9 protein-coding genes, 1 tRNA gene and 1 rRNA gene are annotated in these 11,447 nt (G+C 74.4%); 3 read left to right on the forward strand and 8 right to left on the reverse strand.

The genetic code is table 11. From position 1 onward, the window contains the following. The first annotated feature begins 1 nt into the window (after position 1). The 3 genes from cofD (at position 2) to ACF1BH_RS13705 (ending at position 4,948) form a co-directional block, all read left to right on the forward strand. On the forward strand, positions 2-1,021 hold the full coding sequence (gene cofD / locus ACF1BH_RS13695; protein WP_391642643.1) for a 2-phospho-L-lactate transferase: 1,020 nt from the start codon (positions 2-4) through the stop codon (positions 1,019-1,021). After that, complete coding sequence (locus ACF1BH_RS13700; RefSeq protein ID WP_391642644.1) at positions 1,018-1,896, forward strand: LuxR C-terminal-related transcriptional regulator; 879 nt, start codon at positions 1,018-1,020, stop codon at positions 1,894-1,896. The genes cofD and ACF1BH_RS13700 overlap by 4 nt, the downstream gene beginning before the upstream one ends. Positions 1,897-1,990: 94 nt before the next feature. Continuing rightward, entirely contained in the window at positions 1,991-4,948 is a 2,958-nt protein-coding gene (locus ACF1BH_RS13705) for an AAA family ATPase (RefSeq protein ID WP_391642645.1), read from the forward strand. Positions 4,949-5,346: 398 nt separating this feature from the next. Here ACF1BH_RS13705 and ACF1BH_RS13710 read toward each other — a convergent pair. From ACF1BH_RS13710 to rrf, 8 genes are all read right to left on the reverse strand, one after another. Further along, positions 5,347-5,420: transfer RNA gene (locus ACF1BH_RS13710), tRNA-Pro, on the reverse strand. 120 nt (positions 5,421-5,540) lie between these two features. Next, positions 5,541-6,464, reverse strand: coding sequence for an alpha/beta fold hydrolase (locus ACF1BH_RS13715; protein WP_391642646.1), 924 nt, complete (start codon positions 6,462-6,464; stop codon positions 5,541-5,543). Between the two features lie 172 nt (positions 6,465-6,636). After that, positions 6,637-7,218, reverse strand: coding sequence for a GAF domain-containing protein (locus ACF1BH_RS13720; protein WP_391642647.1), 582 nt, complete (start codon positions 7,216-7,218; stop codon positions 6,637-6,639). Continuing rightward, the gene (locus ACF1BH_RS13725) at positions 7,215-7,832 is read right to left on the reverse strand and encodes an ATP/GTP-binding protein (RefSeq protein WP_391642648.1); all 618 of its coding nucleotides are present in this window, start codon (positions 7,830-7,832) and stop codon (positions 7,215-7,217) included. The genes ACF1BH_RS13720 and ACF1BH_RS13725 overlap by 4 nt, the downstream gene beginning before the upstream one ends. Continuing rightward, complete coding sequence (locus ACF1BH_RS13730; RefSeq protein WP_391642649.1) at positions 7,810-8,205, reverse strand: DUF742 domain-containing protein; 396 nt, start codon at positions 8,203-8,205, stop codon at positions 7,810-7,812. The genes ACF1BH_RS13725 and ACF1BH_RS13730 overlap by 23 nt, the downstream gene beginning before the upstream one ends. Before the next feature lie 2 nt (positions 8,206-8,207). After that, positions 8,208-8,681 (reverse strand): roadblock/LC7 domain-containing protein, encoded by a 474-nt coding sequence (locus tag ACF1BH_RS13735; RefSeq protein WP_391642650.1) that lies wholly within the window; start codon positions 8,679-8,681, stop codon positions 8,208-8,210. Further along, positions 8,671-10,440 carry an ATP-binding protein gene (locus ACF1BH_RS13740; protein ID WP_391642651.1) on the reverse strand — a complete coding sequence of 590 codons (1,770 nt, stop codon included), beginning with the start codon at positions 10,438-10,440 and terminating at the stop codon, positions 8,671-8,673. The genes ACF1BH_RS13735 and ACF1BH_RS13740 overlap by 11 nt, the downstream gene beginning before the upstream one ends. Positions 10,441-11,352: 912 nt before the next feature. Next, positions 11,353-11,447, reverse strand: a 5S ribosomal RNA gene (rrf, locus tag ACF1BH_RS13745); the annotation flags it as partial.

Here is an 11,447-nt window from a genome sequence, read left to right on the forward strand (position 1 = left end):
CATGGTCAACGTTGTGGGTATCGGCGGCGGCATCGGCGCATCGCGCCTGTGGCTCACCCTGAACGAGGCACTGGACGAGGCGACACCGGGGCTGCCGTCCCCCCTGACCCTGGTGGTCAACACCGGGGACGATCTCTGGGCGCACGGCGTGCGGGTCTGCCCGGACCTCGACACCACGCTGTACGCGCTCGGCGGCCGCCAGGACGTGGAGCGCGGCTGGGGCACCAAGGGCGAGACCTGGCGGTGCATGGAGACCATGCGCGAGCTGGGCCACGAGGTGTGGTTCAACCTCGGCGACACCGATCTGGCCACCCATCTGCTGCGCACCTCCTGGCTGCGGGACGGCGTGGGCCTGGCCGAGGTGACCCGGCGGCTCGCGGAGGGCATGGGACTGCGCTGCCGGGTGCTGCCCGCCACCGAACAGCCCGTCGGCACCCAGCTGTTGTGCACCGACGGCGAGCGCCGCAGCTACCAGGAGTTCCTGGTGCGGGACGCCGCCGCCCCCCGGGTGCACGAGGTGACGTACGCCGGGATCTCCGCCGCCCGCCCGGCGCCCGGGGTGCTGGACGCGCTGGAAGCCGCCGACCTGGTCGTCCTGGGCCCGAGCAACCCGGTGGCGAGTCTCGGCCCGGTGCTGGCGGTGCCGGGCATCCGGGAGGCGCTGCGGGACGTGCGCGCTCCGGTGGTGGCGGTCACCCCGACCGTCAGCCGGGTGCCGTTCGAGGATCCGGGCGAAGCACGGCGGGCGGACAGCAGGCAACGCCTCATGGAGTCGCGGGGCGTGGCCGCCACCGCCACCGGCGCGGCCGAGCTGCTGCGCGATCTGTGCGACGTCTTCGTGCTGGACGGCGCGGACGCCCAGGAGGCCGACGCGATCCGGGCGTTGGGCCCGGAGGTGCTGGTCACGCCGACGCTGGCGCACGGCGGCCGGGTCCCGAGGTCGCTGGCGGACGCCGTGCTCGACACGGTGAACACCGGCCGTCCGCTCCGCGGCGCTGCGATCGGGGGCGTGCGGCGATGACCCTCGTCAGCCCGGAGAACCCGGCGGCCGCCCAGCGGCAGCGGCCGGACGTTCGGCCACACGGGGAGCGGGACCGGGAGCGGCCGCTGTCCGCGACGCCGCCCCGGCCGCGGGTGCGGGCCGCCGGTGACCTCCAGGTCGGTCTGAAGGGCGGCGGTACCGCGGTCGGCACCTCGTTCACCTTCAGCGGTCTGTCGCACGGCGGTGAGCACGTGGCCCTCGGCTTCGGTGCGGCCCCGGCGGGCGGCGGGCGGGTGCCGCTGGTGGGCGTGCACAGCGAATGCCTCAGCGGCCAGGTGCTGGGCGCGCTGCACTGCGACTGCGCGGCCCGGCTCCAGCAGACCATCCGTACCGTCCACGACGCCGGTGGCGTCCTGCTCTACCTGCGGCAGACCGGCCGGGACTTCGGTGCCGTCGGCGCCCTCGACAGCTGTGCCCGGCGCCAGTCGTCGGTGGCGGGCGCGCAGTACCGGGCGGAGCGGGAGAACGGCAGCCGGGTCGTCGCCGAGATGCTGACCGCGCTCGGCCTCTCCCGGATCGCGCTGCTGACCTGCCATCCGGACTGGGCGGCGCCGGTCGCGCGGTACGGCATCACCGTCGAACGGGTGACGGCCGCAACGGCCGCCGTCCCCCGCCCCGTCGAGGCTCCGGCCCGGCAACCGGCCGCGTCCGCCGTGGACGGTTTCGTCACCCCGCGCGAGCACGAGGTGCTGCGCCGGGTCGCGCTCGGCCAGAGCAACCCGGAAATCGCCTCCGCGATGTTCATCTCCCGCAACACCGTCAAGAGCTATCTGCAGAACGTGCTGCAGAAGCTGAACGCCCGCAACCGCGTCGAGGCCATCGCCCGCGCCCGTGAGCTGGGAATCCCGCTGTGAGCGCCGCCGCGCTCGGCACCGGCCCGCTGCCAGGATGTCCAGGAAGAAACGTGAAGGAATACCTCGGCTTTCCGCAACGACCGAATGAGCAGCGATGAACGCTCAGGCCGTCTTCCCCTCCCTGCACGAGCGCGCGGGCGATCTCGCGGTGCTCCACCAGCTGCTGACGGACGACCGGCCGGGCCCGGCGCGGTTCGCCTTCCTCTCGGGCCCGACCGGCTGCGGCAAGTCGGAGCTGCTGCGCACCTTCGCCCGCCAGGTCACCCACGGCGGCGGCACCTACCTCGGCGCGACCGCGTCGCGGACCGAGCACCTGGTGCCGTTCGGTGTGTGGGCCCAGCTCTTCCGCGGCGCGGCCGCCCTGCTGCCCGGCGGCGCCGAGCCCGCGCTGCCGGACGGTGCGCAGCTGTGCGCCGCGGCGGGCGCGGACGGTTCCCTCCCGCTGTCGGCACAGGTCGTCAACTCCCTCTGCCTGCCGCTGCTGGACGCCGTCGAGCGGCTGCCCGGCCCGGTCGTCCTCGGCATCGACGACTTCCAGCACGCCGACGCGGTCTCCCTGCAGTGCCTGGCGGCGGTGGTCCGGCGGCTCGGGACGAAGCCGGTGCTGATCGTCCTGGGCGAGGCGCCCGACCGCCCGTGGGCGCAGGCGGCGCTCCAGGCGGAACTGCCCCTGGAACCGCACTCCCGCCGGCTGCAGCTGCGGCCGCTGTCCCGTCCGGCCGTCCGCGACCTGCTGACCGAACTCCTGGGCGCGGCGGCGGCCGAACGGCTCTCCGACGCCTGTTACGACATCACGGCGGGCAACCCGCTCCAGATCCACGGTCTGATCGCCGACAACCGGTGGGCGGACCCGGCGGACGGCACCCCGGCCGTCGATTCCGGGTACACCGCGGCCGTCCTGTCGTGTCTGCACCGCTGCGGCGACGAGGCGCAGGAGCTGGCCCGGTACATCGCCCTCCTCGACGACCCGCCGAGCACCCGGGTCCTGACACAACTGGCCGGTGCCGACACCACCGCGCTGATGCGCACGGTCAACACCCTCAACAACGCCGGGGTGTTGTCCGGCAGCCGCTTCCGGCACGCGAAGGCGCGCGCCGCGGTGCTGGACAACACGGCGCCCGCGAAGCGGGCCGCGCTGCGCGGCCGGGTCGCCGAGGTGCTGTACCGCGGCGGCGCCGCGCCCGTCACCATCGCCCGCCAGTTGCTGGCCGCCTCACCCGTACCGGACGGCGACTGGGCGGCGGAGATCCTCGACGAGGCCGCCCGCACGGCACTGCGCGGCGGCGAACCGGACCTGGCGCACGCCTGCCTGATACGCGCCCGGGAGCTGGAACCGTCCGACGAGAAGCTGCGGGCCGCGATCACGGCCGCCCTGTTCGACATCGAGTGGCGGACCGACCCGTGCGCCGCCGTCCGCGGCCTTCCGACGCTGGCGCCCGCCCCCGACAGCCCGGAGGGGAAGGGCGAGGGCGCATCGGCCACCGTCCCGCTCTGGCTGGACGACGTGGAGTCGGCCGTCGCCGGGCTCCAGCGGATCAACGCCGCACCGGAGGTGTACGCCCCGGGCGCGGCGGCCCACGTCCAGGCGTCGCTCCAGTGGCTGCGGCTGGGCTACCCGACGGCGACGGGCCGCTGGGAGACGGTCGACGTACCGGAGGGCCCGGCCCCCGCGACCCCGTTCAGCGACCCGCTGAGCCCGGAGGTCCAGGGAGCGGTCCTGCTCACCCGCCTCAGCGGCACCGGCCCCGACACCGATCTCGCCGACGAGGCGGAGCGGCTGCTGGGGCGGTACCGGCTCAACGAACGCAGCTTCGCGGTACTGCTCTCCGCGCTGACCACGCTGCTCTACTCGGACCGGCTGGAGCCCGCCGACGCGGCCTGCCGCCGGCTGACCGCCGAGGCGCAGCGGATCCCGGCGCAGAACTGGCAGGCGCTGTTCACGGCCGCACGAGCGGAAATCGCCCTGCGACGCGGCGCGTTGGCGGACGCCATCCAGCTGGCGCACACCGCGCTGTCGACGACGTCGCAGGACAGCTGGGGCGTGGGCATCGGGATGCCGCTGGGCACCCTGATCAAGGCGGGGATCGCCTCGGGTCAGCTGGAGATCGCACGGCGGGCGCTGCGGGTCCCGGTGCCGGACACGCTCCTGGAGACGCCGATCGGGCTGCACTACCTGTGCGCCCGGGGCCGGTACCTGCTGGCGTCGGGGCAGCCGCAGGCCGCGCTGGACGAGTTCACCGCCATCGGCACGCTGATGGCGGAGTGGGAGATGGACGTACCGGCGCTGGTGGCCTGGCGCAGCGAGGCCGCCTGGGCGTGCCTCGCCCTCGGTGACCGGGAGCGCGCCCGCACCCTCGCGCAGGCACAGCTGGAGCGGTGCACCGAGCTCCAGACGCGGGCACGCGGCGAGGCGCTGCGGGCGCTCGCCGCCTGCGCCCCGAAGGACGAGCGGGCCGCCCTGCTGGCGGACGCCGCGGCGGCGTTCGCCGCCTGCGGGGCGCGGCGGGAGCGGGCGGCCGTACTGCGGGAACTGGACGGAATCGAGCAGCGGAAAGGGCTGAGGACGTTGGGAGAGAGGCACACGATGAGGGAGCGTCAGGACGTCGCGTCGAGGACGGCCGAGGCGGCACCGCGCGGCCGGTCCGCGACGGAGCCCGCGCAGCGCAACGGTGTCCGCCCCGGCCGTACGGCGGCACCGCCCGCGCGCGCTGCCGCCGCCGCGCCCCGCGCCCCGCGGCAGCAGCCGTTCGTCCCGGCCGCCCGCACCCCGCACGCCGCCCGGCCGGAGGGCGAGTCCCTGCTGCGGGCGAACCTCAGCGACGCGGAGCGCCGGGTCGCCGAACTCGCGGCCCGTGGCTACAGCAACCGCCAGATAGCGGCCCGCCTCTACATCACCGTCAGCACCGTCGAACAGCATCTGACCCGCGTCTACCGCAAGCTCCACATCAAGCGCCGCACCGACCTCACGGCGATGCTGCGCCCCCGCACCGCACCCCTCGCCCACGCGGCGAACGGCCACGCACCGCAGGGTCAGGACTCCGCCACGCGGTGAGCGCCGCGGGCCCTGACGGAAGCGGTGGGGTGGCGCGCCGCCTCCGTCCCGGTCCCCACCACCCCGGCGGCGGTCTTCGCCGCCGGGCCCTCGGTCGGCCCGGCCCCGGCGACGAAGGCTGCGGGCTGCGGGCTGCGGGCTGCGGGCTGCGGGCTGCGGGCTGCGGCACCCTCGTGGCGGTCGGCCCCGGGCGGCCGGCGTGACCCGCGCGGGAACTGGGCGCCCCCATGTCGTCGACCTCACACGACGAGGTCCCGGCGAGGCCGTCCCGGCGCATCACCGGGCGCGGCGCCGACCACTCCGTTCGCCGACCACTCCGTTCTTCGGGCATCGACGCTCTCCACGCGGAGAGCCCGCCGATCCAGGTCTCCCCGGATCGGCGGGCTCTCCGACAACTGTCGGGACGACAGGATTTGAACCTGCGACCCCTTGACCCCCAGTCAAGTGCGCTACCAAGCTGCGCCACGTCCCGATGCTCGCCCGGCCGGTTCCCCGGCTGACCGCGCATGAGAACAATACCGCATGTCAGAGGGTGCGCGTTGCCATATTCCGGACGGGGCGACCGCTCGGCGGACCGCGGGACTCCGGCCGCTCAGACCCGGGCGTCCAGCCAGGCCAGCAGGTCGCGATGGACCTCGTCGCGGTTGGTCTCGTTGAGGATCTCGTGGCGGGCGCCCGGGTACGCGCGCCAGGTCAGGTCCTGGACGCCGTGGTAGCGGTAGTCCTCCAGCATCTCGCTCACCTGCGTCAGGCGCTGATTGCAGGGGTCCTCGGCGCCGACCACGAGGTGAACGGCCAGCCCGCGGGGCATCCGGGCGAGGTGGGCCGGGTCGTTGACCTTCCGGACCGCCTGCAGCCAGTCCAGGGCGAGCCCGGCGCAGAACGGGAAGCCGCACTCCTCGTCGGCGGCGTACCGGTCGACCTCGGCGGCGTCACGGGTGAGCCATTCGAAGCCGGTGCGGTGGGTGAAGGCGTCGTTGAAGGAGCTGAAGGCGCGCGGGAGGAAGGCGGACGGCGCGGTCCGGCCCTTCTCGGCGACCTCGGCCGTCAACTCATCGATCGTGGAGCCGAGTTCCATACCGGGCAGGGTCCGGAACGTACCGGAGAGAATCAGCCCGGCGAGGTCGGCGCCGTACTCCTGCGCGTAGTCGCGGGCGAGCATCGAGCCCAGGCTGTGGCCGAACAGCACCAGCGGGATGCCGGGGTGCTCGGCGGCGGCGTGGTCGCCGAGGCGCTTGAGGTCGGCGACGATCGCCCGCCAGGCGTCCTCCCCCACCACCCCGAGGCCGCCGGTGGACGCGGCGGTGGCGCCGTGCCCGCGGTGGTCGGAGGCGAGGACACCGAAGCCGCGGGCGGTCAGGAAGCGGGCGAACCGGTCGTAGCGGCGGGCGTGTTCCGCCGCGCCGTGCGCGATCTGGACCAGGGCCCGGGGCTGCCCGGTCTCCGGCAGCCAGGTGTACGCGGCGATCCGGGCGCCGTCGGGGGCCTCGTGGAACTCCGGCTGGGGGGCCTGCATGGGGCATCGTCTCCTGAGTGCGGGCGGGGGCCGCCCGGATGGCGGCCGCGTCGGCGGGACACCGCACCGGACTGCGCCCACCGGACCGGAGCCCCACCGGTCGCCACTCTCCCCTCCCGGGCGGCGCCCCGCCAAGGGCCGGGCCGTCGGGGCGCGCCGGAACCACCCCGCGTCAGAAGCCGGCGCTCAGCCCGTCCTCCCGCCGCTGGATCCGGGCGGCCAGCACATTCGCCGCCTTCTTGATCGCCGCCAGTCCCTCCCGCCCCCACGACCGCGGTTCGAGGTCGACGACGCAGACCGTGCCCAGCGCCAGCCCCGTACGGTCGATCAGCGGCGCGCCCAGATAGGCGCGGATACCGGACTCGTCGACGACCGGGTTCCCGGCGAACCGCGGAAAGTCGCGGACGTCCTCCAGGGCCAGCGCCCTGCGGCGGACGACGACGTGCGGGCAGTAGCCGCGGTCGCGGGCCAGCACCCGCAGGTCGCCGCCGCAGGCGCGCGGGGCGCCCGGCACCCGGCCGCGGGGCGGGGTGTACAGCCCGGCGAGGTACTGCCGCTCCTCGCCGAGGAGGTTCACCACCCCGTACGGCGCCTTCAACGTGCGGGCCACCTCGTGGGCGTAGGTGTCGAAGGCCGGCACCGGGGCGTCACCGAGGCCCAACTCCCGCAGCCGGGCCGCCCGCCGCGGCGCCTCGGTGTCCACCGGGGTCCGCAGCAGATGCCGGTTCTGGTCGTACGCGGCAGGCCGGCTCACGGCAGCTCCCAGGTCGTGGCGGGCACCGGTGTGAGCAGATGCTGGACGAGGGCGACGAGGACATGCGTGGCGGAGTCGCAGCGCCGGGCGTCGCAGACCACAACGGGCACGTCCGGCCCGAGGTCGACGGCGGTGCGCACCTCCTCGGGGGCGTAATGGTGCGAGCCCTCGAACTCGTTGACGGCGACGACGAACGGGATGGCGCGGCGTTCGAAGAAGTCGACGGCGGCGAAGCAGTGGTCCAGCCGCCGGGTGTCGGCGAGGACCACCGCGCCGAGCGCGCCGTTCGACAGCTCGTCCCACATGAACCAGAACCGTTCCTGGCCGGGCGTGCCGAACAGGTAGAGGATGTGCGACCGGTCGAGGGTGATCCGGCCGAAGTCCATCGCGACGGTGGTGGTGTCCTTGTCCTCGACGCCGAGCAGATCGTCGTGGCCGACGCTGATCTGGGTGAGCAGTTCCTCGGTGCTGAGCGGTTCGATCTCGCTGACCGCTCCGACGAAGGTGGTCTTGCCGACCCCGAAGCCGCCCGCAACCAGGACTTTCACGGCGGTCGGGAAGACGGCCCCGTCGTCGCTCGGGGCCAGGGATTCACAGTCGGGTGCGCAGTCCATGCAGCACCGCCTCCAGAAGTGCTCGGTCGGTCCGGGGTGCGGGCCCCGCGGTCGCGGGGGCGTGGGCGGTGAGCGCACCGCAGTCGACGAGGTCGGCCAGGAGCACCTTGGTGACCACGACGGGCAGCCGCAGCTGACCGGCGACCTCCGCGACGGAGACCGGCACCCGGCACAGCGCCAGCGCCCGGGCGTGCTCCGGCCCCTGCGCATCGGCCCGCCGCCCGGTCGCCCGGACCAGCGTCAGCAGATCGAACGGGGCGGTGGGCCGGGTCCGTCCGTTGCTGACGGTGTACGGGCGGACCAGACGGCCCGCCGCGTCGTCGTACCACGCGGGCTCCCGGCCGCCATCGCGGCTGCGGTGGCACAGCGCCATCGTCAGCGTCCACCCGCCGGAGCCTGCCGCCGCGCGGGGGTGATCAGGTACGGGCGGACGCTCTTGACCAGCATCCCCATCTCGTAGCCGAGGACCGCCACATCGGCCTCGCGGCCGGCGATGACGGCCAGGCAGGTACCCGATCCGGCGGTGGAGACGAAGAGGAACGTGGACTCCAGCTCGACGACGACCTGGAGGACGTCGTCGCCCTCGCCGAAGCGGACCCCGGCGCTGCGGGCCAGCGAGTAGAGGCCGCAGGAGAGGGCCGCCAGGTGGTCGGCGCTGTCCGGGTCGAAGCCGTGGGCGGCCTTGACCAGACCGTCGGAGGACAGCAGGAGGGCGCTGCGGGCGTGTGGGACGCGCTGGACGAGACCGGTCAGCAGCCAGGAGAGGTCCGGCTGCGGACCGGCGTGCAGCGGTGCGTGCACCGGCGGGTGCGCGGGTGCGTGGGTCGGTGTGTGCAGATCACTCACCATGATGGGGCTCGTCTCCTCGGGGGCGGGCCGTCGGGGCCTCGGGGTCGGTGGGGCGGGGGTCGGTGGTGTCCGGCCCGTCGAAGGCCGGGCTCAAGGTGGGGCGGAAGGCGTCGCCCCCGGCCGAGTGCCCGGCTTCGAAGGCGTCGTCGGAGAGGCTGATTCCGCGCCGGAACGCGGCCATCAGGCCCGGGTCGTGCTCCGGTTCGGGCCCTGCGCGGTCGTCCGGGTACCGCAGGATCGGTTCACCGCGCAATTCGGGCACGAGGTGTTCCTGGCGCCGCCGCCGCGGCAGCAGCGGCCGGGGCCCGCCGCCCCGTTCCTCGGCGGCAGCGCCGTCGGCGTCCGGGTCCGCTCCGGTGGGCTCGGCGTTCCCCACGGACGGGACGTCACCCGGCGACGGCACCGCGGAACCTCTCGGTCCGGCCGGGTGCGGCGGTCCCGTACGGGGCGCCGCCCCCGGCGCGGAGAGCGGGCCGCGCGCCGCCGGGACGGCCGGTCCGGGCAGGGCCTCCGGCGCGGCCGGGTACGGCTGCTCCGGGCCGCCCGCGGCGTACCCACGCTCCGCGCCGGTCCCGGCCGGGGCCATGCGCTCCCCGTCGGACGCGCCGGGCGGGACGTCATCGCCGGCGTCGGGCACGTCGTCGATCGCCCCGGCGTCCTGGCACTCCGGTCCGAGCAGTTCCCGGGGCAGGACCAGGACGGCCTGCACCCCGCCGTAGATGTTGCTTTCCAGCCGCACCGCGATGCCGTGCCGCCGGGCCAGCGACGAGACGACGAACAGCCCGATCCGGCCGTCGGCCAGCAGCTCGTCCATGTCGACGTGTTCGGGGTCGGCGAGCAGCCCGTTCATCCGGGTCCGCTCGTCCGATGTCATGCCCAGGCCCCGGTCCTCGACCTCGACCGCGAGCCCGGAGGTGACGAGTTGGGCGCGCAGCAGGACGTGGGTCTGCGGGTCGGAGTAGACCGAGGCGTTCTCGACGAGTTCGGCGAGGAGGTGGATGACGTCGGCGACGGCGTGGCCGCGCAGCGTCCCCTCGATCTGCGGGACGAGCTTGATCCGCGGGTACTGCTCGACCTCCGCGATGGCCGACCGCAGCACCTCCGTCATGGCGACCGGACGGCTCCACTGGCGGCGGGAGATCGCGCCGCCGAGCACGGCGAGGTTCTCCGCGTGCCGCCGGGTGCGGGTGGCGAGGTGGTCGACGTGGAAGAGGCCCTTGAGCAGGTCCGGGTCCTCGACGTGGTTCTCCAGGTCGTCCAGCAGCTCGATCTCGCGGTGCACCAGGGACTGCAGGCGCCGGGCGAGGTTCACGAAGACCTCGACCTTCTGCTCGCCCGCAGCGGCGCTCCGGGTGAGGTCGACGGCCTCGGCGACGGCGACCGCGGCGGCGTGCCCGGCCCTCGCCATCTCGTGGCCGAGCAGGTCGAGGGCGTCCCCGTCCGCCGCGGACTCCGGCTCGGGCCCCGGGTGTTCGAGGCGTTCGCCCTGGCGCACCCGCTCGACGAGCGCCTGCAGCTCAGCCTGGTCGCGGACGCTGAGGCGGCGCAGCGCGGCGCAGCGGCCCGCGATGGCGCGCGCCTCGCCGCTGGCCGCGGCGCCAGCGGCGACGGCGACCCCGCAGATCAACGCCAGACCGGCGACCAGCACCGGCCAGGCGCGCCCGGAGAGCGTGGCACCGCCGGTCTGGACGAGGCAGACGACGGCCGCGGCGCAGACCGCGGTGGCAACGGCGCAGGGCACCACGGCGATGCGGACCAACTTGGCCCGTATCACCGCATCGGCGGCCGAGCCCCGGAAGGCGGCCCGCCCGTGTCGGCCCCCCTCGCGGTCCCGCCGTCGCGCCCCGGTGGGTACGGCGGCGGTCCCCGGGGAAGGCTCGGGTCCCTGGGACCCCGTTTCCTGGGACGTCGGGTGCCCCTGGGGAAGTGCGGTAGGCATCGTGCCCTCCGGATTGACCGTCAGCAGTTCGCAAAGCACGCACGGTAGTTGTTCTCCGGGTGGGGTCCGGACCACCTTGCCCCTTTCGCCACCCCCCGCCACCTCCTTACGAGGGCGTCCCCCGCACGTCCACTCGAATCCGAACGAACCGCCGTTCCCATAAGGGCAGTGGAAACATTCCTTACGGTGACCGCCCCGAAAAGGTGCTCACAGCCCTTGCGGGGCTTACATCAGCCCTCCGCACGCAGAGCGTGACCACGGGCGGCAACGGCCCGGGATGGTCACTTCTCCACCGGGCTGCGGCCCGAAATGCCACCCGGAAGAGTGAAGTGACGCTTAGTTACGAGTGCCGTCATCCGATCGAACCCCCGTCGAACGGGGCCCTGATACAGCACTCACCCCGCTCCCGCGGACCCGAGCACCCCGACGCCGGCGACGGGAAAAGCCACGGGGTATGTCGGGGGCGCAAAGCGGACGCGAGGACGCGACTTGGCCGGGCGAGCCGGCCTCAGGTCGTTCGAGGCCTCTCAGAGGGCCTCCACGGCCTCCTCACGGCCTGGTGCGCCTTCGCCTGCGGGGGGGGCGGCTGCGGGCAGCGCACCCGTCGGTGCCTGACGGCCACATCGCGGTGCCAGGCCCCGCAGACCAGCGAAAACCGGACCCCGAAACGCAAAAAAAGCTCCGGTCCCCGGAAACCATTCACTGGTTCCCGGAGACCGGAGCTGAAAAATCGTTCGGCGGCGTCCTACTCTCCCACAGAGTCCCCTCTGCAGTACCATCGGCGCTGAAAGGCTTAGCTTCCGGGTTCGGAATGTAACCGGGCGTTT

The organism is Streptomyces sp. NPDC014733 (genome assembly GCF_043083385.1).
In the GTDB taxonomy this organism is placed as follows: domain Bacteria; phylum Actinomycetota; class Actinomycetes; order Streptomycetales; family Streptomycetaceae; genus Streptomyces.

What these genes read in the sequence shown, in the direction of transcription:
- cofD (WP_391642643.1), top strand. Translation starts at nt 2, where the DNA reads ATGGTCAACGTTGTGGGTATCGGCGGCGGCATCGGCGCATCGCGCCTG.
- ACF1BH_RS13700 (WP_391642644.1), top strand. Translation starts at nt 1,018, where the DNA reads ATGACCCTCGTCAGCCCGGAGAACCCGGCGGCCGCCCAGCGGCAGCGG.
- ACF1BH_RS13705 (WP_391642645.1), top strand. Translation starts at nt 1,991, where the DNA reads ATGAACGCTCAGGCCGTCTTCCCCTCCCTGCACGAGCGCGCGGGCGAT.
- ACF1BH_RS13715 (WP_391642646.1), bottom strand. Translation starts at nt 6,464, where the DNA reads ATGCAGGCCCCCCAGCCGGAGTTCCACGAGGCCCCCGACGGCGCCCGG.
- ACF1BH_RS13725 (WP_391642648.1), bottom strand. Translation starts at nt 7,832, where the DNA reads ATGGACTGCGCACCCGACTGTGAATCCCTGGCCCCGAGCGACGACGGG.
- ACF1BH_RS13730 (WP_391642649.1), bottom strand. Translation starts at nt 8,205, where the DNA reads ATGGCGCTGTGCCACCGCAGCCGCGATGGCGGCCGGGAGCCCGCGTGG.
- ACF1BH_RS13735 (WP_391642650.1), bottom strand. Translation starts at nt 8,681, where the DNA reads ATGGTGAGTGATCTGCACACACCGACCCACGCACCCGCGCACCCGCCG.